The sequence below is a fragment of the Ruegeria sp. BHSC276 genome, assembly GCF_059612945.1.
The window spans coordinates 1-19706 of record NZ_JBXWRP010000012.1 but is presented as its reverse complement, the minus strand read 5'-3'; the positions used below and the strand labels follow the sequence as shown (position 1 = coordinate 19706).

Here is a 19706-nt window from a genome sequence, read left to right as displayed (position 1 = left end):
CGAGGCCATGAAACGGGTTGTCATCACCGGCGCGGGCACGATCAACGCGTTGGGCCATTCGGTGCCCGATACGTTCGAGGCCATGCGCGAAGGTCGCTGCGGGATTTCCGAGCTTGAATTTCGCGATGTCGAACGCCTGGCGATCAAGATCGGCGGGCAGGTGCGCGGGTTCGAGGCCGAGGGCCGTTTCAACCGGCAACAGATGTCGCTGTACGATCGTTTTACCCAGTTCACCTTGACCGCCGCGAAGGAGGCGATCGATCAGGCGGGCCTCACGTTTCATGGCGACCTGGCGGCGCGGTCGGGCGTTGTGCTGGGAACGGCCGGGGGCGGCGTCTCGACCTGGGATGACAACTATCGCTCGGTCTACGAGGACGGCAAAAACCGGGTGCATCCCTTCGTGGTGCCCAAGCTGATGAACAACGCGGCCGCAAGCCATGTTTCGATGGAACATAACCTGAAGGGCCCCAGCTTTACCGTTTCCACAGCCTGTGCGTCGTCGAACCATGCGATGGCACTGGCCTTCCAGATGGTGCGCAGCGGCGCGGCGCCGGTGATGATTACCGGCGGCTCGGAATCCATGTTGTGTTTTGGCGGCGTCAAGGCCTGGGAAGGGCTGCGGGTGATGTCCAAGGACGCCTGCCGCCCGTTCAGCGCCAACCGCAACGGCATGGTTCAGGGCGAAGGTGCCGGAGTTTTCGTGTTCGAGGAATACGAACACGCCCGCGCCCGTGGCGCCGAAATCCTGTGCGAGGTCGCGGGTTTTGCCATGACGTCGGATGCCTCGGACATCGTGATGCCTAGCAAGCAGGGCGCCGCGCGCGCCATGGCGGGTGCCTTGAAGGATGCCGGGCTGAACGCCAGCGATGTCGGTTACATCAACGCCCACGGCACCGGAACCGCCGCCAATGACAAGACCGAATGCGCCGCAGTGGCAGATGTGTTCGGCCCGCATGCCGATGAGCTTATGATTTCGTCGACCAAATCCATGCACGGGCACCTGATCGGCGGCACCGGGGCGGTGGAGCTTCTGGCCTGCATCATGGCGCTGCGAGATGGCATCATCGCGCCTACGATCGGCTATGAAGAGCCCGACCCCGAATGTGCCCTGGACGTGGTGCCGAACGAGGCGCGCGAGGCCAATGTCGACGTCGTTCTGAGCAACGCCTTTGCCTTCGGCGGGCTGAACGCGGTGCTGGCCCTCAAACGGATATGAGAAAGCCGCCCCAAAGGCGGCTTTGCCGATCCAAGCGTGTCCGGATCAGTTCTGGTTGATCGGCAGGCCGTCGAATCCCGAGGTGAAACCCGACAGCGACATGTCCATGTTGATGATCTGATCCGGCGCGCGGGCCGGAACCAGTGACAAAACGGCCTTCGACCCGGCCTTCATCGCGTCGATGTCGCCTTGCGTCAGCCCCAGCTGCGCCACGCAGCCGACCGGAACGCAGTGGTGATAATTATACAGTTTGCGCGGCGCGCCATCGACCGAAATCGCCAATTGCGCCTGCAGAAGGGTTTCCAGAGGAACGATGACATTCGCCCAGGCGACTGCGGCACCGCCTTCGGGCAGCTTGCCGATGGTGATCTCGGCAATCGGTTCGCCCTGAGGGCCGTTCAGGATCTGGACCATGGCACAGGGGTCATTGCCTTCCTGCGTCTTGATGCAGGACACCTCCCAATCGCCGGACTTTTCCCTGATGTACTGTTCGCCCACCCGCGGACCGGTTTCGCCCAAATCCAGGTCCGAGCCGGTGGGGGCCGGGGTTTCCGACCCGCTCGATGCTTCCTGTGCCAGCGCCGAACCGGTCAGGGCGACACCCGCCAACAGGGTCAGTGGAAGAAGTTTCTTGATCATGTCTGCCTCATGGTGCTCAAACAGCGTTTGCCTTCGTCTAGCATCCAACACGGGCGGTGTCAGGCGGAAAACTCGCCCAGCGGCGCACGCCAAACGGATTTCCGCCGATTGGTACAGGTATGGTCATCAAAGGAAAAGGGAGCCGCTCGTCCGGCTCCCTTCGATCGATGTATCTCCCCGTCGGACTGGCCGACTTAGTTATGCGGGAACGTTACGAGAGGCAGCCTCAGCGGTCAACTGCTATCGTAGATTTTTAATGTGGTATCAGACAGAAAACTCCACCGGACAAAAAAGGCTGTGCCCGAAGGCACAGCCAGTCGACAGGGAGGAAGTTTGCATCCCATCCGGGATGCCAAATCAACTATGGCAGTCAAAGGTTAAGTTAGTATGGTGGCCTCAGATCGGTAGGTTTCAGGGGTTTGGAAACGTATGACGGACGAAATTTTCATCGGCGGTGGTGGCAAGGACTATACGCAGACGCAAGGCCTGCGCCTGAAATATGCCAACCGGCACGGCTTGATCGCGGGTGCGACGGGGACGGGCAAGACCGTGACCCTTCAGATCCTGGCGGAAGGCTTTTCCAAGGCCGGGGTCCCGGTGTTCTTGTCCGACGTCAAGGGCGATCTGTCTGGCCTAGCCAAGGCTGGAAGCCCCGATCACAAGCTGCATCAGGCCTTCATGGAGCGTGCGGCGCGGATTGGGTTCTCGGACTACGCCTATGACCGCTGTCCAGTGACCTTCTGGGACCTGTTCGGTGAACAGGGCCACCCGGTGCGCACCACCGTTTCCGAGATGGGGCCGCTTCTGCTGTCGCGCCTGATGGAACTGAGCGAGGCGCAGGAGGGCATCCTGAACATCGCCTTTCGCGTCGCCGACGAAGAGGGGATGCCCCTGCTTGACCTGAAAGACCTGCAGGCTCTGCTGGTCTGGATCGGGGAAAACCGCGCGCAGCTGTCTTTGCAGTACGGCAACGTGTCGACCGCCTCGATCGGCGCCATCCAGCGCCGGTTGTTGGTGCTGGAGAACCAGGGCGGCACGAACCTGTTCGGCGAGCCGGCGCTGGAACTGGCCGATTTGATGCGGACCGATGCGACCGGGCAGGGCATGGTCAACATCCTGGCCTCGGACAAGCTGATGGGGTCGCCACGCCTGTATGCGACCTTTCTGCTGTGGCTGCTGAGCGAACTGTTCGAAGAACTGCCCGAGGTCGGCGACCCCGAGAAACCCAAGCTGGTCTTCTTCTTTGACGAGGCGCATCTGCTGTTCGACGACGCGCCCAAAGTGTTGATCGACAAGGTCGAGCAGGTTGCGCGCCTGATCCGGTCCAAGGGCGTGGGGGTGTATTTCATCACCCAGAACCCCGCCGACATCCCCGAGGACATTCTGGGCCAGTTGGGCAACCGGGTTCAGCATGCTCTGCGCGCCTTCACCGCGCGCGATCGCAAGAACCTGCGGCTGGCCGCGGAAACCTATCGCGAGAACCCGGAGTTCGATACGGAAACCGCGATCCGCGAAGTGGGTGTGGGCGAGGCGCTGACCTCGATGCTCGAGAAGAAGGGCGTGCCCGGCATGGTGCAGCGGACCCTGATCCGCCCGCCCGGTTCGCAGCTGGGGCCGATCACCCCGGCCGAGCGCCAGGCGGTCATGGCGGACTCGCCCATGGCCGGAAAATACGACACGTTGCTGGATCGAAAATCAGCGTTCGAGATCCTGAAAGCGCGCGCCGCGCAGGCCGCGAAGGAGGCCGAGGCCGCCGAAGACGAAGAAGAGGTGGAACCTCAGAGCCCGGCCGACCGCGAGTATGCCTCGGCCCGGCGGTACAGCGGCAGCCTTGTCGGGCGATCATCCGCGCGAAGGGATCGAAAACAGGACAGTTTCGCCAGTGCCTTGGGTGAGGCCGTTATCAAGGAGCTGAAGGGAACCACAGGCCGCCGCATCGTGCGCGGCATTCTGGGCGGCCTGTTCCGAAACCGTTGAATTTAGGTGGTGATGTCAGCGCCCCAGACGGCGCTGGCCTTCCTGCTGGCAATAAGCATCCGCCTCGGGGACGGTCATCTTGGTTGCCGGAAAGTCAATCGCACGATCCCAGTCGACCCGGTCCTGCCTATACAGCTGACAGGTGACGACGCCCTTGGGTGTCTGAACCTTGACAGGGGTTGTTTCGAGGTCGCGGGGCGATGGAATGCATCCGGCCAGAACGGCCAGCCCGGCCAACAGAACGGTTGATTTGACGTTCGTAGAAGTCATGGTGTTCCAATACTCTAGAGGTCTGGGTTGGTATCCGCTGGTGGTGCGGGCAACGGCTGAAAGATCGGACGCGCCTGATTTTCCTATTCATTTCCGGGCCCAGAATCAACAAGCCGCGCCAGAAGGCCGGCGCGGGTTGTGCAATTTGCAGGCGCTGGCGCCTATTTCTCGGGGATCAGGCCCCTTGGACTGAATCTGAGAACAATAAGCAGGATCAGGCCCATCGTGAACAGGCGCATATGGGCCGCACTGTCCAGAAGATGCGTCTTGAGCGCGCTGCCGTCCGGCATACCGGCGGTTATCAGATCCATCAACCACAAACCGATCGGTTCGACCTGCACCCACAGGAACCAGATCAGAAACGCCCCAAGGACCGAGCCGAAATTGTTGCCCGATCCACCGACGATCACCATCACCCAGACGAGGAACGTGAACCGCAGCGGCTGATAGGCGCTGGGGGTCAACTGCCCGTCCAATGTGGTCATCATCGCCCCGGCAATGCCGCAGATGGCCGAGCCCAGCACGAAAATCTGCAGATGGCGGCGGGTGACATCCTTGCCCATGGCCTCGGCCGCCACCTCGTTGTCGCGGATGGCCCGCATCATGCGGCCCCACGGGCTTTTGAGCGCCATCTGAGCCATCCACAGCAGGACCAGCAGCACGACGAGGAACAGGAAGGCATAGCCGGTCTTGACCCACAGCGTCGATGCGGTGACCGGGTCCAGGCCCAGACCCGCGGCACGTTCGACAAAGGACTGATCGCTTTGCAGGTCGATCTCATAGCCCACGAACGGGGTGGGGCGCGGGATGCCATAAACGTTCTTGACGCCGCGCGCCAGCCAGTCCTCGTTCTTCATGATGGCAATGATGATTTCAGCGATGCCCAGCGTGGCAATGGCCAGGTAATCCGACCGCAGCCCAAGGGCCGTCTTGCCGATCAGCCATGCGGCTCCGGCGGCCAGAAGGCCACCGGCGGGCCAGGCCAGAAGCACCGGAAGGTTCAAACCGCCGATATTGCCGGCCACTGCGGGGTCGATCGCCTCGACGGCTGCGACGCTGGGGTCGAACACGGCGCGATACACGAAGAACCCGACGACGAGGATCGCAATGATCGCAAGCGTTTGAGTGCGTCCCTTGGGCAGTTTTCTGGCCGCCATGACCGCCGCAACCACGGTGGCCGCCCCCAGCAGAAGCGCAAGCACGATCCCGTACCCGCCGGCGGACCAGGCTCCTGGCGTCGGCGGGGTCGAGACCAGAACCACCGCCAGCCCGCCCAAAGCGACAAAGCCCATGACGCCGACGTTGAACAGGCCGGCAAAGCCCCATTGCAGGTTCACCCCAATCGCCATGATCGCAGAAATCAGGCCCATGTTCACGATCAGGATCGCCGTATTCCAGCTTTGCATGAAGCCGGTCAGCAGGATCAGCCCGCCGACCAGTGCAAACAGCAGGGTGTTCTTGACCGTTTCGCTCATACCGCTTTCCCCTTGAACAGGCCCGTGGGCTTGAACAGCAGCACGATCAGCAGAATGACGAAGCTGACCGCGAATTTGTAATCAGTTGACAAGAGCTGCACCAAACCCGACGGCTCAAGGTTTTCGGGCAGAAGATAGGTCAGGACCTTTTTCCAGGCATAGGTGATGGTCACCTCGGAAAAGGCGATGATGAATCCACCGGCGATGGCGCCGATCGGATTTCCCAGCCCGCCGACGATGGCCGAGGCAAAGATCGGCAGCAGCAGTTGGAAATAGACGAACGGCTTGAAGCTTTTGTCCAGCCCGTACAGCACGCCCGCCGTGGTTGCCAGCGCGGCGACGATGATCCAGGTGATCATCACCACGCGTTCGGGGTTGATGCCGGACAGCAGGGCCAGATCCTCGTTGTCGGAATAGGCACGCATCGACTTGCCCGTGCGGGTCTTGTTCAGGAACCAGAACAGCAGCGCCACGGCCACAACGGCCACGATTACGGTAATGCCTTGCGAGGTTTTGATAGCAAGCCCCTCGTTCAATCCGGTCAGAGCCTTGAAATCCCGCGCGGAGATAAGGAATCGCGCGCCATCGGAAAACCGCTGGTCATCGGGGCCGATGATGAACCGCACCAAGCCGTTCATGATGAACATGACGCCCATGGATACGATCACCAGAATGACGGGTTTGGCCTTTTGATCGCGATAGAAGCGATAGACCAGCCTGTCGGTGATCAGTACCAGCGCGATGCAGCCCAGAATGGCAAAGGGCAGGGCCAGCAGCGCAGTCGGCAGGGGACCGAACCCGATGCCCGCGGCCTGGAAACCCCAGGTGATCAGCACGGCGATCATGGCGCCAAAGGCCATCGTGTCGCCATGGGCGAAGTTGGAAAACCGCAGGATGCCATAGATCAGGGTGACCCCCAGCGCCCCAAGCGCCAACTGGCTGCCATAGGCAACCGCGGGCACGATCACAAAGTTCGCAAGCGCGACAAACGCGTTCAGTAGATCCATTATTTTCTTCTCACTGTCCGGGTGCGGCTTTATGGCATGACGCCGGCGAAAGACACAATAATTCGGAACGGCATTTTTGAAGTTTTGTGCAGGTTTTCATTCGGTTTGATAGACTTCGAACGCACGAGCACAGGTATCTCGGCGCCTCGCAAAGAAAAAGACCGCGCCGGAGGGGGCGGCGCGGTCGCTCTGCCTGCTGAGGGGGGACTCAAGCGTTTGTTTCCGTGCAGGACCCGTGACCGTGTTCCGCATGAGGGCCCTTGACGCTCAGGTCATAGCTCATGTCCTCGAAAGGGACCACGACAGTCATGACGTCCTGGTCTTCGATATGGACGAAGGTCATGCTTCCGAGTCCTTTGAAGACCATCGCTTCGCCGGCAATGACCTTTGTCTGTATGCTTCCCTTGTCGCCTATGGGATCGCGGTTCAGGCGCACTTCGCTCCCGTCGCGATCGGAAATGCAGACAAGGTGGCGTTCTTCCGCGGCAGCCATGCTTGCCGCAAATGTGATGGTCGCCAAGGCGAATATTGATTTCATGTTTTTCTTTCGGGCTGGTTGTGGTGGAGTCAGGAGCCGAGCAAGGCGCATTGCCCGTGATCTTTCCTCATCGCAGGGCGATGTTCGGAAACACCGAACGTCATGCCGGGCTTGTTGAGGATCATCGAGACGGCCCACTCGTCATTTGCGATCGGATAGGTCGTGTTGTGAAGGTCGTCTGGAAACTGGTCATTGTGGATATCCCGTCAATTTCAATGGAACTTTCATCGGGGTCCAGAGTGTGCCTGAACGTTTATTCCGCGCCACCCGCTATGAACTTGCAGGTGAAGCTTTCATCATGCGCAAGAAGCGCGGTCGGAAAACAAGCGGGCGGGCCGAAAACTCGTAACGTTTTCACGGTTGGCATCCTTGGGGAAAACTCGGTTTAGCGGACTCGCCCGGTCTGTTTCCGGGCGAATGCAGTGGGATGGATATTTGCCGACTGTGGCGTCAATCGAGCAATCGCAACGCATTTCAATTCAGATGCTCGTTTTGCATTCTCGGGCGCGGCGTCAGGAAAAAATAAGGGAATCAGTTGGATGGCGCAGTACACTGTGTTGCAGGCGCAGTAAGGTCAAGTTTGCTGACCCGTTTTGGTCATCATTTCTTCAGATTGCAGTTCCACAAAAAAAGGGCCGGGCTCAACCAGCCTCGGCCCATTGATATCAGCCCAGACGAGTCCGGTCGATCAGCCACCCAAAAACGATTTGCGCACCTCGGGGTCGGCCAACAGCTCTTTGCCGGTTCCGGTATAGGCGTTACGCCCCTGAACCAGCACATAACCCTTGTCGGCAATCTCGAGTGCCTGGCGGGCGTTCTGTTCCACCATCAGGATCGGCAGGCCGGTGCGCGAAACTTCGATGATGCGGTCGAACAACTCGTCCATCACGATGGGCGAAACGCCCGCGGTGGGTTCATCCAACATCAGCACCTTGGGCTTTGTCATCAGTGCCCGGCCCACGGCCACCTGTTGCCGCTGCCCACCCGACAGTTCACCGGCGGGTTGGTTGCGCTTGTCCCGCAGGATCGGGAACAGCTCGAAAACCTGCTCCATCGTGTCCGAGAAGTCGTCGGTGCGGATGAAGGCCCCCATCTCGAGGTTCTCCTGAACCGTCATCGAGGTGAAGATGTTCGAGGTCTGCGGCACGAAGCCCATGCCCTTGACCACCCGGTCCTGCGGGCTGAGGTTGGTGATGTCCTCGCCATCCAAACGCACAGAGCCCGAGCGCACATCCAGCATCCCGAACACTGCCTTCATCGCGGTGGATTTGCCGGCGCCGTTGGGGCCGACGATTACGGCGATCTCGCCCTTGTCCACCGAGATGGTACAATCGTGCAGGATGTCGGGGCCCTTGCCATAGCCGCCGGTCATGCTGTCGCCGATCAAGAATGGGCCACCGCCCACATATTCAGTCTTGCCGCTGACGCGGTGCGCCGGGGTCATGGTGCCCATGCCGCGGGTATTGGTGATCGAGGCGTCTTTGTTGCCCTTGTCGTCCTGGTAGGGGTTGTCGCTCATGCCCCTGCCTCCAGCTTGTCCTTGTTCTTCAGGCCGGTGCCCAGATAGGCCTCGATGACTTGCTCGTTGGCCTTGATCTCGTCCAGCGTGCCCTGCGCCAGAACCTTGCCCTCGGCCATGCAGATCACCGGATCGCAGATCTTGCCGATGAAATCCATGTCATGCTCGATGACCACGAAGGTATAACCGCGCTCTTTGTTCAGACGCAGGATCGTATCGGCGATGGTCATCAGCAGGGTGCGGTTCACGCCAGCGCCGACCTCGTCCAGGAACACGATCTTGGCGTCCACCATCATCGTGCGGCCCAGCTCCAGCAGCTTTTTCTGGCCGCCCGAGACCTGGCCGGCCTTGTGATCGGCCAGATGTTCGATGGTCAGGAATTCCAGCACCTCGTCGGCCTTGGCACGCAGGGCGCGCTCTTCGTCGGCGATCCGCTTGCGGCCGAACCAGGTGTTCCACAGCGATTCCCCCGACTGGTTGCCCGGCACCATCATCAGGTTTTCCCGGCAGGTCATCGAAGAGAACTCGTGCGCGATTTGGAAGGTGCGCAGCAGGCCTTTGTGGAACAGTTCGTGCGGGGGCAGACCGGTGATATCCTCGCCATCCATCCAGACCTTGCCGCTGGTCGGTGGCAAAACACCCGCGATCACGTTGAAAAGAGTTGTTTTTCCAGCCCCGTTCGGGCCGATCAGGCCGGTAATCGAGCCTTTTTCGATTTCCAGCGACGCCCCGTCCACCGCATGGAAACCGCCGAAATGCTTGTGCACGTCCTCGACGACGATCATGTGTTCCCCTGTCCGCGGCTTTCGCGGCTCTTCCTGTTGCCCCATTCCCGAAAGGGTGGCGCTTTTTGTCATTGAAACAGCCCGGACACAAGGCCCGGGCTGTCTGATCTCATGTGGTCAACCGAACGATCAACGGAACTTGACGGTCACGTTCTTGCCGTCCTGAACCTCGATCTCGCGATACGAGCCGGCGCTTTCACCCGGTCCGATCAGCTCGACGCCCGAAGCGCCGACATAGTCGATGTCCTGACCGGCGGCCAACAGTTCCAGCCCCTTGGCCAGTTCACCCGGATAGATCTTCTCGCCGGGTGCATTGGCAACCTCCATCACCTTGCCGGCATAGTCGGCCGGATTGGTCGAGCCCGCGGCCTGCATTGCCAGCATGAACAGCGCCGCGGCGTCATAGCTTTCGGGCGAGTAGGGCGACGAGCCGTCAAAACCAGCGGCTTCGGCCATGGCGAAATACTTCTCGGCGCCTTCACCGCCGGACCCGGCGATCTGACCGAACGAGCCGTTCAGGTCGGGGCCGACATTGGCAGGCAGCGAGTCACCGATCATGCCACCGGGCAGGCCAAACGTGTCGAACGCGCCGCTGTCCAGCGCCGACTGAATGATGCCAAGACCACCCTGGTCGAGATACCCGGCAACCACCAGGATGTCGCCACCGGCCGAGGCCAGCGCACCCACTTCAGCCGAGTAGTCGGCCTTGCCGTCTTCATGCGCGGCGACGATGGTCACTTCGCCACCCACCGCCTCGAACGACGACTGGATCGCGTCGGCCAGACCCTTGCCATAGTCGTTGTTGGTATAGGTCAGGGCAATCGAGTTGATGCCGCGCTCTTTCAGGATGTCGGCCATCACCTGACCTTCGCGTGCATCCGACGGGGCGGTGCGGAAGAACAGGCCGTTGTCCTCCATGGTCGACAGGCCCGGCGAGGTGGCCGAGGGCGAGATCATGACCATTCCGTTCGGAATGGCGACGTTTTGCAGCACGGCGCCGGTAACACCCGAGCAGTCGCCGCCGATGATGCCGGCAACGCCATCCGCAATCAGGCGTTCACCGTTCGAGGTGGCCAGACCATTGTCGATACAGCCGGTATCGGCGCGCATCGGGGTGACGGTGGATCCATCCAGCAGCTTGCCGGATTCGGACACTTCGGCGATAGCCAGTTCGGCGCCCGCGCCCATGGCCGGGGCCAGCGATTCAATCGGTCCGGTGAAGCCCAGCAGAATGCCCAGCTTGACGTCGTCGGCCATTGCGGCACCGGCCAGCAATGCGGTTGCTGCAGTTGCAGTAAGCAGCTTTTTCATAAGGTTACTCCCTGTTTGGAACGATGTCGTTCTGGCCCGACCCTAGGCAAGCTGTCGGAAAAAGAAAAGTCCTAACGAAGATGTGCCTTTGGTGGCGTTAACACTATTTGATTTGATGGGCTTGGTATGGGCCATCGCCCACCTAGACAGCATGTGAGGCTTCATCATGATCCGGATTTTCGCGATTCTCTGGCTGATGGCATCGACTGTGGCCGCGGCGGCGGACGGCTTGCGGACATCGTTCGGCCCGTTGACTGCAACCCGGATGCTGGGTGGGTTGGACACGCCCTGGGCCATCGGGCTACTGCCCGACGGCAGCTTTCTGGTGACGGAACGCGACGGAGACCTGCTGTTGGCCCGCAATGGTCAGGCACAGCGCGTGCGGGGCGTGCCGAAGGTTGCAGCGCGGGGGCAGGGCGGGTTGCTGGACGTGACCGTGGCCCGTGATTTCGCGAGCAGTCGCGAGATCTTTCTGACCTTTTCCAAACCGCAACCTGGCGGGGCCGGAACCGCGCTTGCCGTGGCACGCCTGTCCGAAGACGGCCGCCGCCTGACCAACCTGCGAGTGATCTTCGAGGCCGTTCCCGGCGGCTCGGGCGGGCGGCATTTCGGATCGCGCGTGGTCGAATCGCCAGACGGCACCTTGTTCGTGACACTGGGCGACCGTGGAGACCGGCCGAGCGCGCAGGACCTGACGACCCATATGGGGACGGTCTTGCGCGTCAATCGGGATGGCACGGTCCCGGCCGACAACCCCTTCGTCGGGCAGGCCGGTGTACGCCCCGAGATCTGGTCGTATGGCCATCGCAACCCGCAAGGCGCCGACATCGATGCGCGAGGTCGCTTGTGGGTTTCCGAACATGGCGCCAAGGGTGGAGACGAGGTGAATCTTGTCAAACCCGGCGCCAATTACGGCTGGCCGGTGATTTCCTACGGCACGCATTATTCAGGGGATAAGATCGGCGAGGGCACCAGTAAACCCGGCATGGAGCAGCCGCGCCTGTACTGGGATCCGTCCATCGCGCCTTCGGGGTTGTTGGTCTATTCGGGCGACATGTTTCCCGAATGGCGCGGTGATATTTTCGTGGGCTCGCTGAAATTCGACTATATCGCCCGGCTGACCGGAAACCGGCTGCGCGAGGTCGAGCAGATCAAAGGCCCCGAAACCGAACGGGTCCGCGACATCGTGCAGGCCCCAGACGGGGCGATCTGGTTCATCTCGGTCGGGCAGGGTGCCGTTTACAGGCTAGCGAGATCATCCTAAGGGTGTAGCGATACACTTCAAAGCGGATTGACATGGTCCGCCTTCTCGAAGCCATAGTCTTTTGCCCGTCGCCCCTTCCCGCCGCGGCCGACAAGGTTCTTATGGCCTATGCCGATTATGAATCCTTCGTCGACACCAAGATGAAAAACCGCGAATTCTCGAACGCTATCAGCCGATTTGGGGGGCTGACGCATACACGCCGCAGCAGATGCAAACCCTGCAAGGTCAGCTGCGTGACCTTGTTCCGTATTGCCTGACGAATGCAGATGTGGCCAAGCGGATAGAGCTCGAGAATGGTTTTTCGCAGGAAATGCGGATCTATTGGAACGGCAAGAACAGCTATCTCTACCAATAAGCCCTTCTGCATCAACGCAACGACGGCGTGACGGTTCTGCAGTTCAGTATCAACACGCCCGACGGGCCCATTCTGAAAAAGTTCTAGGCGCTCAGACCGACAGCCGCCCGCTCTGCGTCCCACGCTCGCGATAGGGCGTGGTGTTGTAATGCGCGCGGTAGCATTTCGAGAAATGGCTGGGGCTGGCAAAACCGCAGGCCAGCGCCACGTTGATCACGCTCATGTCGGTCTGCATCAGCAGGTTGCGCGCCTTGTGCAGCCGCAACTCCATGTAATAGCGCTTGGGTGAACGGCTCAGATACCGCCGGAACAGCCGCTCGAGCTGGCGGGTGGACATGCCGACCTCCTTGGCCAGGATCGAGGGCGAGATCGGCTCCTCGATGTTCTTTTCCATCATCAAGATGACCTGGCTCAGCTTGGGGTGGCGTACGCCGATCCGGGTGGGTGTCGACAGGCGCTGGGTGTCCTGATCGGTGCGGATCGAGGAATAGATCATCTGGTCGGCCACCGCATTGGCCAGTTCTTCGCCGAAGTCATCGGCGATCAGCTTCAGCATCAAATCGATCGACGAGGTGCCGCCCGCCGTCGTCATCCGGTTGCCGTCCAGCACAAACACCGATTTGGTCAGTTCGACGTCTTCGAATTCCTCGGCGAAACTGTCGGCGTTTTCCCAGTGGATCGTGGCGCGTTTGCCGTCCAGCAACCCGGCCTTGGCCAGGGTATAGGCTGCGGTGCACAGCCCGCCGATCCGCAGCCCCTTACGGGCCTCGCGGCGCAGCCAGTTCAACACCTTCTTGGTCGTGGCGGCCTGCACATCGACCCCGCCGCAGACGATGATAACGTCATCGCGCTGCAACTCGTCCAGATCGCGATCCAGCTGGAACGTGGTTCCGGCCGAGCATTGCACCGTCTCGCCGCCTTCGCCGGCGAGGCTCCAGGCATAGATCTGCCGGTCCGCCATGCGGTTCGCGATGCGCAGACTGTCCAGCGCCGAAGCGAATGAGAGCAAGGAAAACTTGTCCAACAGAACAAAAACGAAATTGCGCGGCTTCGCCGCGTCCGTGTCCACGGTGACAACTTGGCGTTGTTCTTGCATGGCGAACTGTCCTTGATTCGGCGGGCCGAGGCACGGGGCCTGCGGCGAATTTGACCGCCACCATGCTCAAAGCTTGTTTCCGACGTCAAGAGGCGCAAATCGGTTATGGTCTCTGGTCCGTTGATTTTGTATAGAGACCACCTGAAATACATCAGCGGAGATCAAAGCTATGACCGAGTGGCAAAAATCGAACTGGCGCAGCAAGCCGCGGGTTCAGATGCCAGACTATACCGACAAGGCCGCCTTGGCCAAGGTCGAGGCCAAGCTTTCGCAGTATCCCCCGCTGGTCTTTGCAGGCGAGGCGCGGCGCCTCAAGCAACATTTGGGTGCCGCCGGTCGCGGCGAGGCCTTTTTGCTGCAGGGTGGGGATTGCGCCGAAAGTTTCGACCAGTTCAGCGCCGACGCGATCCGCGACACCTTCAAGGTGATGCTTCAGATGGCGATGGTGCTGACTTATGGCGCCAAAGTTCCGGTGATCAAGGTGGGCCGCATGGCCGGCCAGTTCGCCAAGCCCCGCAGCGCCCCGACCGAAGTCATCGACGGGGTCGAGCTGCCCAGCTATCGCGGCGACATCATCAACGAGCTGGCCTTCACGCCCGAGGCGCGTGAGCCCAAGCCCGAGAAGATGTTGCAGGCCTATACCCAGGCCGCGGCCACGCTGAACCTGCTGCGCGCATTCTCGACCGGCGGCTTCGCCGACATGAGCCGCGTGCATTCCTGGACGCTGGGCTTCACCGACGAACAGGACGTGCAGAAATACTCCGAGATCGCTGACCGCATTCAGGACACGATCGACTTCATGGAAGCCGCCGGCATCACCGCCGATACCACCCATGAATTCTCGACCGTCGAATTCTACACCAGCCATGAAGGGCTGCTGTTGGAGTACGAAGAAGCGCTGACGCGACTGGACTCGACCTCGGGCAAGTGGCTGGCCGGCTCGGGCCACATGATCTGGATCGGTGACCGCACCCGTCAGCCCGACGGCGCGCATGTCGAGTTCTGCCGCGGCGTGCTGAACCCGATTGGTCTGAAATGTGGGCCGACCACAACGGCCGAAGACCTCAAGATTCTGATGTCCAAGCTGAACCCGGACAACGAAGAAGGCCGTCTGACCCTGATCGCACGCTTCGGCGCGGGCAAGGCGGGCGAGCATCTGCCGCGTCTGATCAAGGCCGTAAAGGAAGAGGGTGCCAAGGTGACCTGGGTCTGCGATCCGATGCACGGAAACACGATCAAGTCGGCCACCGGATACAAGACCCGGCCGTTCGAATCGGTCCTGCGCGAGGTGCGGGATTTCTTCGGCGTGCATCAGGCCGAGGGCACGATCCCCGGCGGCGTGCATTTCGAGATGACCGGTTTGGACGTGACCGAATGCACCGGCGGCGTCCGCGCCGTCAGCGAAGAGGACCTGTCGGACCGCTACCACACCGCCTGCGACCCGCGCCTGAACGCGTCGCAGTCGCTCGAGCTGGCGTTCTTGGTGGCCGAAGAGCTGACCAACCTGCGCCGCGAACGCAAGAATCGCGCAGCAGGCTGATCTCGGTTGATCCGAAACGGGAACGGCGGGCCTCGGCCCGTCGTTTTTCGTTCGATCCAGCAGGGATCAATCGTCTCGGGAATAGACAAGCTTCAGATGGCCAGACGGGCCCTTGAACTCGGCCTGTTCCTCGGCAAACCCGGACTCGAGCCGGGTTTTTTCAGCCCGCCGCCGAACCGCGACCAGCGGCCGGACCTGGCTGGCTTCGATCGTAAAACGGCGGGGCGTGGCGCCGATTGCGCCATCACTGACCAGAACGCCAAGAATCCGGCTGACATCGCCCAGGTCGCTGCGCAGCGGCAGCAGGATCATCCGCGCCTCGAGCCGGACCCGACCCAGCTTGCCTTTCGAAACCAAGGCGAACTCTCCGATCGCGGGTTCCGAAAAAACCGTCTCCAACTCCTCGGTGATCCGGTCGCGCGACGAGGGCTCGAAAAAAGCGGTCAGCGGCATGCCGCGCACTTCCATGCCGGCGATCTTGCTTAGATGGCTTCCGGCCAGCCGGAACCGGGCCAGCCCGGGGGCGATGCGTTCGAGGATGAACGTGTATTCGAGAATGTTTTCCAAACCGCGCGGATCGATCTGCGACCGCCGGGGAACCCCGTCGTCGCCCAGCAGCGCGGTCCAGTAAGATTCTGCCTGACGGATCGGCGACAGACTGCGCCCACTGCCAAAGCGGTCCATTGCGATGATCTTTCCAAGTTTCGGCCCGGAACCGTTCCCGAAGAAGGTTTTCATTTCATCACCTCGTGTCGAATGGCCGTCCTTTGGTCTGCTGCGGCGCTGCGGCCAACTGCAACCGACCTGTCCTTGTGACTGACAGATTGACACGGGTTTACTTAAAATTGGAGCAAATCTTTAACGAATGGTTAACTTGTCCGGATGAAGTCAGCCATCAGCAAACCCTTGCCCTGACCGGTGCGATGGCATTAGGTGCAGCAGCGCAGGGCGAAAGTCGGAAAGGGCAGGCATGATCAAATCCATGACGGGTTTTGCTTCGGGCAAGGGGGGCTGCGGGCCGCATGGCTGGAGCTGGGAACTGCGCAGCGTGAACGGCAAGGGGCTGGACATGCGGCTGCGGGTGCCCGAGTGGCTGACCGGGCTCGAAGCGGCGCTGCGGGCCGAGCTGTCGCGCATGATCAGCCGCGGCAACGTAACGCTGACCCTGCGCATCACGCGGCAGGAATCGGCCACCGACCTGAGCCTGAACGAACCGGCGATGCGCGCGGCGCTTTCGGCGATCGCGCGGGCTGAGGAACTGGCGGCGCAACAGGGCGTTTCCCTGGCTCCCACGCGGGCCGGCGACCTGTTGGCGCTGAAAGGGATGCTGGATACCGGCGTCGAAGACGATGACCCCGCGCCACTAGTCGAGGCGCTGAAGGCCGCGTTCGGAAAGCTGCTGGCGGATTTCATCGAGATGCGCCGTACCGAAGGCGAGGCCCTTGCTGCGGTCCTGGCCGAACATCTGGACCGGATCGAGGCGCTGACCGCGAAAGCCGTCGATCTGGCCCAGGCCCGCGCCGACGCGATGGCCGTTGCGCTGCGTCAGAATCTGGCCCGAGTTCTGGACAACGCCCAGGGTGCCGACCCGGACCGCGTGGCCCAAGAACTTGCGCTGATCGCCGTGAAATCCGACATCACCGAAGAACTCGATCGGCTGACCGCCCATGTCGCCGCGGCACGGGCGCTGCTGGCGCAGGACGGCCCGGTGGGCCGCAAGCTGGATTTTCTGGCGCAGGAGTTCAACCGCGAGGCCAACACTTTGTGCTCCAAATCGCAGAACGCCGAGCTGACGGCGGTTGGCCTGGAGTTAAAGGCGGTGATAGACCAGTTGCGCGAACAGGTACAAAACGTTGAATAAACAAGGACAATCACAGATGGCGGATCGCCGGGGCCTTCTCATCATTCTGTCGTCGCCTTCGGGCGCGGGTAAATCGACGCTGGCCCATCGGCTGATGAACTGGGACCCCGATCTTCAGTTCTCGGTTTCAGCGACGACGCGCAAGCCCCGCCCGGGCGAGGTTCACGGGACGGACTACTACTTTCTGTCCGAGGACGAGTTTCGTCAGCAGGTTGCCAGCGGGCAGATGCTGGAACACGCGCATGTCTTCGGCAATTTCTACGGCTCGCCCGCCGACCCGGTTCGCGAAGCGATCCAAAGCGGCCGGGACGTGCTGTTCGACGTGGACTGGCAGGGCGAGGTGCAGATCCGCAACTCGGAACTGGGCAAGCACGCGCTGTCGATCTTCATCCTGCCGCCCTCGATCAAGGAACTGCGCCGCAGGCTTGAAACACGCGGGCAGGACGCGCCCGAGGTGATCGCCAAGCGCATGATGAAAAGCTGGGACGAGATCAGCCATTGGGGCTACTACGACTATGTGCTGATCAACGACGATCTGGATGCGACCGAGGACAAGCTGAAAACCATCGTCAGCGCCGAGCGGATGCGGCGGATCCAGCAACCCAAGCTGCAAGAGCACGTCCGCGCCTTGCAACAAGAATTCGAGAGCATGAAATGACGATCTATGCCCTGGGCGATTACGCCCCGCAAATCCACGAGGACACCTGGGTAGCCCCCGATGCCAACCTGATCGGCAAGGTGGTGCTGGAACAGGGCGCCTCGGTCTGGTTCGGCTGCACGATCCGCGCCGATCACGAGGAGATTCGCGTGGGGCAGGGCAGCAACGTGCAGGAAAACTGCGTGATGCATATCGATGCCGGGTTTCCGCTGACCATCGGCAAGAATTGTACGATCGGCCACAAGGTCATGCTGCACGGCTGCACGATCGGCGACAACAGCCTGATCGGGATGGGGGCGATCGTGCTGAACGGCGCCAAGATCGGGCGGAACTGCCTGATCGGGGCCGGCGCCCTGATCACCGAAGGCAAGGAAATCCCGGACAATTCACTGGTCATGGGTGCGCCCGGCAAAGTGGTGCGCGAACTGGACGAGGCGGCAGCGCAGCAGATCGCGCTCAGCGCGCTGCACTATCAGGACAACATGCGCAAATTCCGCGACGGCCTGAAACCCGTGCGTGCCGGAGACTAGACGCAAGGGGCCATTCATGTCCGACGCCAACCTTGCCGAATTCGTTTCGGCCGTGCCGATGCCAGCGCTTGTGATCGACCAGACCGAGCGGATTATCGTCGCGAACGCCGAAGCCAGAACCCTGTTGGGGCGCAATCTCGACAACCGGCACTTCGCCACAATCCTGCGCCAGCCGCCGGTCGTCGAAGCGATCGAGAAGAGCCTGCGCGCCAAGGGGTCGGCCAGCGCGCGGCACCTGGCCAATGACGGGGCGCAGGACACTACCTTTCAGGTCCACTGCCGTTACATTGATGGTGTCGGCGCTGTGTCGGCCGGTGCTGTTCTGGCCAGTTTCTTGGACGTGACCCATCTGGAACAGGCGCGGCAGATGCGCCGGGATTTCGTGGCCAATGTCAGCCATGAGCTGCGCACGCCGCTGACGGCCCTGATGGGGTTCATTGAAACCCTGCGCGGCCCGGCCCGCGACGACCCTGCCGCGCGGGACAGGTTCCTGCAGATCATGGCCGACGAGGCCAGCCGCATGAACCGGCTGGTCGGGGACTTGCTGTCGTTGAACCGGGTCGAAAGCGAAGAGAGGGTGCGCCCGACGGAACGGCTGAACCTGACCGAAGTGCTGGAGTCCACCTTGGCCACTCTGCGCCCCCTGGCCGAGAGCGCGGGCGTGACGCTGGCTCTGACGACGCCCGAGGCGCCGGTGCACCTGCCCGGAGACGCCGACCAGTTGCGGCAGGTGTTCACGAATCTGGTCGAGAACGCGATCAAGTATGGCGGCAGCGGCGGCAGCGTCGAACTGCGGGTTGCGGTTGCCGAGCGCGATCCGGCGGTCCGCGGCGCTGCGGTTCGGGTTCAGGTCATCGACAAGGGCCCGGGCATCGACCCGGTGCACCTGCCGCGCCTGACCGAGCGGTTCTATCGCGCCGACAGCCACCGGTCGCGGCAACTGGGCGGCACGGGCCTGGGCCTGGCCATCGTGAAACATATCGTCAACCGGCATCGGGGCCGGCTGCGGGTCGAGAGCGATCTGGGCAAGGGCGCGGTGTTTACGGTCATTCTGCCGCTGTGATCGATCCGATCCCCGCACAAGCGGCAAAGCTTGACCTTTGACCGCCCGGCATGCGATGGCCCGGTTGCGGGGGACGCCCTTTCGGCAATGTGCGTCTTTACCTGCGGCAACCGGATAAACTGGCGCGAGCGGAGCAGGAAGTGGGCGAAAAAACGATCAAGATCTCGGCGCGGGACGTCAATGTCCACTACGGCGACACGCATGCCATCAAGGACGTGAACGTCGAAATCGAGGACAAAACGGTCACGGCCTTCATCGGGCCGTCGGGCTGCGGCAAGTCGACGTTCCTTCGCTGCCTCAACCGAATGAACGACACGATCGACATCTGCCGGGTTGAAGGTGATATCCGGCTGGACGGCGAAAACATCTATGACAAGAGTGTCGACCCGGTGCAGTTGCGGGCGCGGGTGGGGATGGTGTTCCAGAAACCCAACCCGTTCCCCAAGTCTATCTATGACAACATCGCCTACGGCCCACGCATCCACGGGCTGGCCAAGTCCAAGGCCGAGCTGGACGAGATCGTGGAAAAATCCCTGCGCCGCGGCGCCATCTGGGACGAGGTCAAGGACCGCCTGGATGCGCCCGGCACCGGGCTGTCGGGC

At 61.7% G+C, this 19706-nt stretch carries 20 protein-coding genes; 10 read left to right on the top strand and 10 right to left on the bottom strand.

The window, feature by feature from the left end:
• The first annotated feature begins 7 nt into the window (after nucleotides 1–7).
• Nucleotides 8–1216, top strand: coding sequence for a beta-ketoacyl-[acyl-carrier-protein] synthase family protein (locus AC2FMD_RS17140; RefSeq protein ID WP_496678345.1), 1209 nt, complete (start codon nucleotides 8–10; stop codon nucleotides 1214–1216).
• Between the two features lie 45 nt (nucleotides 1217–1261).
• Here the strand turns inward: AC2FMD_RS17140 and AC2FMD_RS17135 are convergent, their stop codons facing one another.
• Entirely contained in the window at nucleotides 1262–1855 is a 594-nt protein-coding gene (locus AC2FMD_RS17135) for an invasion associated locus B family protein (protein WP_496678347.1), read from the bottom strand.
• Nucleotides 1856–2284: 429 nt separating this feature from the next.
• Here AC2FMD_RS17135 and AC2FMD_RS17130 point away from each other — a divergent pair, with 429 nt between their 5' ends.
• Nucleotides 2285–3832: a helicase HerA-like domain-containing protein gene (locus AC2FMD_RS17130; RefSeq protein ID WP_496742297.1), complete on the top strand. Its 1548-nt coding sequence runs from the start codon at nucleotides 2285–2287 to the stop codon at nucleotides 3830–3832.
• A gap of 15 nt (nucleotides 3833–3847) precedes the next feature.
• On the opposite strand, the gene AC2FMD_RS17125 is transcribed toward AC2FMD_RS17130, so the two are convergent.
• From AC2FMD_RS17125 to AC2FMD_RS17095, 7 genes are all read right to left on the bottom strand, one after another.
• Nucleotides 3848–4102, bottom strand: coding sequence for a hypothetical protein (locus AC2FMD_RS17125; protein ID WP_496742298.1), 255 nt, complete (start codon nucleotides 4100–4102; stop codon nucleotides 3848–3850).
• Between the two features lie 161 nt (nucleotides 4103–4263).
• Nucleotides 4264–5577, bottom strand: coding sequence for a branched-chain amino acid ABC transporter permease (locus AC2FMD_RS17120; protein WP_496795275.1), 1314 nt, complete (start codon nucleotides 5575–5577; stop codon nucleotides 4264–4266).
• A complete protein-coding gene (locus AC2FMD_RS17115; RefSeq protein WP_496742299.1) occupies nucleotides 5574–6584 on the bottom strand; it encodes a branched-chain amino acid ABC transporter permease in 1011 nt (336 codons plus the stop codon). Before AC2FMD_RS17115 ends, AC2FMD_RS17120 begins: the two co-directional genes overlap by 4 nt.
• A 208-nt stretch (nucleotides 6585–6792) precedes the next feature.
• Nucleotides 6793–7122 carry a hypothetical protein gene (locus AC2FMD_RS17110; protein WP_496689315.1) on the bottom strand — a complete coding sequence of 110 codons (330 nt, stop codon included), beginning with the start codon at nucleotides 7120–7122 and terminating at the stop codon, nucleotides 6793–6795.
• Nucleotides 7123–7810: 688 nt separating this feature from the next.
• Nucleotides 7811–8641: an ABC transporter ATP-binding protein gene (locus AC2FMD_RS17105; RefSeq protein ID WP_496684081.1), complete on the bottom strand. Its 831-nt coding sequence runs from the start codon at nucleotides 8639–8641 to the stop codon at nucleotides 7811–7813.
• The gene (locus AC2FMD_RS17100) at nucleotides 8638–9426 is read right to left on the bottom strand and encodes an ABC transporter ATP-binding protein (protein WP_496689314.1); all 789 of its coding nucleotides are present in this window, start codon (nucleotides 9424–9426) and stop codon (nucleotides 8638–8640) included. The genes AC2FMD_RS17105 and AC2FMD_RS17100 overlap by 4 nt, the downstream gene beginning before the upstream one ends.
• 129 nt (nucleotides 9427–9555) lie before the next feature.
• Nucleotides 9556–10737, bottom strand: coding sequence for an ABC transporter substrate-binding protein (locus AC2FMD_RS17095; protein WP_496711078.1), 1182 nt, complete (start codon nucleotides 10735–10737; stop codon nucleotides 9556–9558).
• Nucleotides 10738–10903: 166 nt separating this feature from the next.
• Between AC2FMD_RS17095 and AC2FMD_RS17090 the strand changes: the two genes are divergently transcribed.
• Together AC2FMD_RS17090 and AC2FMD_RS17085 are read left to right on the top strand one after the other, a co-directional pair.
• On the top strand, nucleotides 10904–12001 hold the full coding sequence (locus tag AC2FMD_RS17090) for a PQQ-dependent sugar dehydrogenase (RefSeq protein WP_496795274.1): 1098 nt from the start codon (nucleotides 10904–10906) through the stop codon (nucleotides 11999–12001).
• A gap of 32 nt (nucleotides 12002–12033) precedes the next feature.
• Nucleotides 12034–12258: a hypothetical protein gene (locus AC2FMD_RS17085; protein ID WP_496795273.1), complete on the top strand. Its 225-nt coding sequence runs from the start codon at nucleotides 12034–12036 to the stop codon at nucleotides 12256–12258.
• A 189-nt stretch (nucleotides 12259–12447) separates the two neighbouring features.
• On the opposite strand, the gene AC2FMD_RS17080 is transcribed toward AC2FMD_RS17085, so the two are convergent.
• Entirely contained in the window at nucleotides 12448–13452 is a 1005-nt protein-coding gene (locus tag AC2FMD_RS17080) for a GlxA family transcriptional regulator (protein WP_496684074.1), read from the bottom strand.
• 169 nt (nucleotides 13453–13621) lie between these two features.
• Here AC2FMD_RS17080 and AC2FMD_RS17075 point away from each other — a divergent pair, with 169 nt between their 5' ends.
• Nucleotides 13622–14992, top strand: coding sequence for a class II 3-deoxy-7-phosphoheptulonate synthase (locus AC2FMD_RS17075; RefSeq protein ID WP_496795272.1), 1371 nt, complete (start codon nucleotides 13622–13624; stop codon nucleotides 14990–14992).
• 66 nt (nucleotides 14993–15058) lie between these two features.
• Here the strand turns inward: AC2FMD_RS17075 and AC2FMD_RS17070 are convergent, their stop codons facing one another.
• A complete protein-coding gene (locus AC2FMD_RS17070; protein WP_496795271.1) occupies nucleotides 15059–15730 on the bottom strand; it encodes a PAS domain-containing protein in 672 nt (223 codons plus the stop codon).
• 232 nt (nucleotides 15731–15962) lie between these two features.
• Between AC2FMD_RS17070 and AC2FMD_RS17065 the strand changes: the two genes are divergently transcribed.
• The 5 genes from AC2FMD_RS17065 to AC2FMD_RS17045 all read left to right on the top strand — a co-directional run.
• On the top strand, nucleotides 15963–16853 hold the full coding sequence (locus AC2FMD_RS17065) for a YicC/YloC family endoribonuclease (protein WP_496742306.1): 891 nt from the start codon (nucleotides 15963–15965) through the stop codon (nucleotides 16851–16853).
• Between the two features lie 16 nt (nucleotides 16854–16869).
• Nucleotides 16870–17511: a guanylate kinase gene (gmk, locus tag AC2FMD_RS17060; protein WP_496711083.1), complete on the top strand. Its 642-nt coding sequence runs from the start codon at nucleotides 16870–16872 to the stop codon at nucleotides 17509–17511.
• The gene (locus tag AC2FMD_RS17055; RefSeq protein WP_496689300.1) at nucleotides 17508–18041 is read left to right on the top strand and encodes a gamma carbonic anhydrase family protein; all 534 of its coding nucleotides are present in this window, start codon (nucleotides 17508–17510) and stop codon (nucleotides 18039–18041) included. Before gmk ends, AC2FMD_RS17055 begins: the two co-directional genes overlap by 4 nt.
• A 16-nt stretch (nucleotides 18042–18057) precedes the next feature.
• Entirely contained in the window at nucleotides 18058–19104 is a 1047-nt protein-coding gene (locus AC2FMD_RS17050) for a sensor histidine kinase (RefSeq protein WP_496742307.1), read from the top strand.
• 140 nt (nucleotides 19105–19244) lie between these two features.
• On the top strand, nucleotides 19245–19706 hold a 462-nt coding region (locus tag AC2FMD_RS17045), incomplete at its 3' end, for a phosphate ABC transporter ATP-binding protein (RefSeq protein WP_496742308.1).

Coding starts and splice junctions, on each gene's coding strand:
- AC2FMD_RS17140 (WP_496678345.1), top strand. CDS start 8: ATGAAACGGGTTGTCATCACCGGCGCGGGCACGATCAACGCGTTGGGC.
- AC2FMD_RS17135 (WP_496678347.1), bottom strand. CDS start 1,855: ATGATCAAGAAACTTCTTCCACTGACCCTGTTGGCGGGTGTCGCCCTG.
- AC2FMD_RS17130 (WP_496742297.1), top strand. CDS start 2,285: ATGACGGACGAAATTTTCATCGGCGGTGGTGGCAAGGACTATACGCAG.
- AC2FMD_RS17125 (WP_496742298.1), bottom strand. CDS start 4,102: ATGACTTCTACGAACGTCAAATCAACCGTTCTGTTGGCCGGGCTGGCC.
- AC2FMD_RS17120 (WP_496795275.1), bottom strand. CDS start 5,577: ATGAGCGAAACGGTCAAGAACACCCTGCTGTTTGCACTGGTCGGCGGG.
- AC2FMD_RS17115 (WP_496742299.1), bottom strand. CDS start 6,584: ATGGATCTACTGAACGCGTTTGTCGCGCTTGCGAACTTTGTGATCGTG.
- AC2FMD_RS17110 (WP_496689315.1), bottom strand. CDS start 7,122: ATGAAATCAATATTCGCCTTGGCGACCATCACATTTGCGGCAAGCATG.
- AC2FMD_RS17105 (WP_496684081.1), bottom strand. CDS start 8,641: ATGAGCGACAACCCCTACCAGGACGACAAGGGCAACAAAGACGCCTCG.
- AC2FMD_RS17100 (WP_496689314.1), bottom strand. CDS start 9,426: ATGATCGTCGTCGAGGACGTGCACAAGCATTTCGGCGGTTTCCATGCG.
- AC2FMD_RS17095 (WP_496711078.1), bottom strand. CDS start 10,737: ATGAAAAAGCTGCTTACTGCAACTGCAGCAACCGCATTGCTGGCCGGT.
- AC2FMD_RS17090 (WP_496795274.1), top strand. CDS start 10,904: ATGATCCGGATTTTCGCGATTCTCTGGCTGATGGCATCGACTGTGGCC.
- AC2FMD_RS17085 (WP_496795273.1), top strand. CDS start 12,034: ATGGTCCGCCTTCTCGAAGCCATAGTCTTTTGCCCGTCGCCCCTTCCC.
- AC2FMD_RS17080 (WP_496684074.1), bottom strand. CDS start 13,452: ATGCAAGAACAACGCCAAGTTGTCACCGTGGACACGGACGCGGCGAAG.
- AC2FMD_RS17075 (WP_496795272.1), top strand. CDS start 13,622: ATGACCGAGTGGCAAAAATCGAACTGGCGCAGCAAGCCGCGGGTTCAG.
- AC2FMD_RS17070 (WP_496795271.1), bottom strand. CDS start 15,730: ATGAAAACCTTCTTCGGGAACGGTTCCGGGCCGAAACTTGGAAAGATC.
- AC2FMD_RS17065 (WP_496742306.1), top strand. CDS start 15,963: ATGATCAAATCCATGACGGGTTTTGCTTCGGGCAAGGGGGGCTGCGGG.
- gmk (WP_496711083.1), top strand. CDS start 16,870: ATGGCGGATCGCCGGGGCCTTCTCATCATTCTGTCGTCGCCTTCGGGC.
- AC2FMD_RS17055 (WP_496689300.1), top strand. CDS start 17,508: ATGACGATCTATGCCCTGGGCGATTACGCCCCGCAAATCCACGAGGAC.
- AC2FMD_RS17050 (WP_496742307.1), top strand. CDS start 18,058: ATGTCCGACGCCAACCTTGCCGAATTCGTTTCGGCCGTGCCGATGCCA.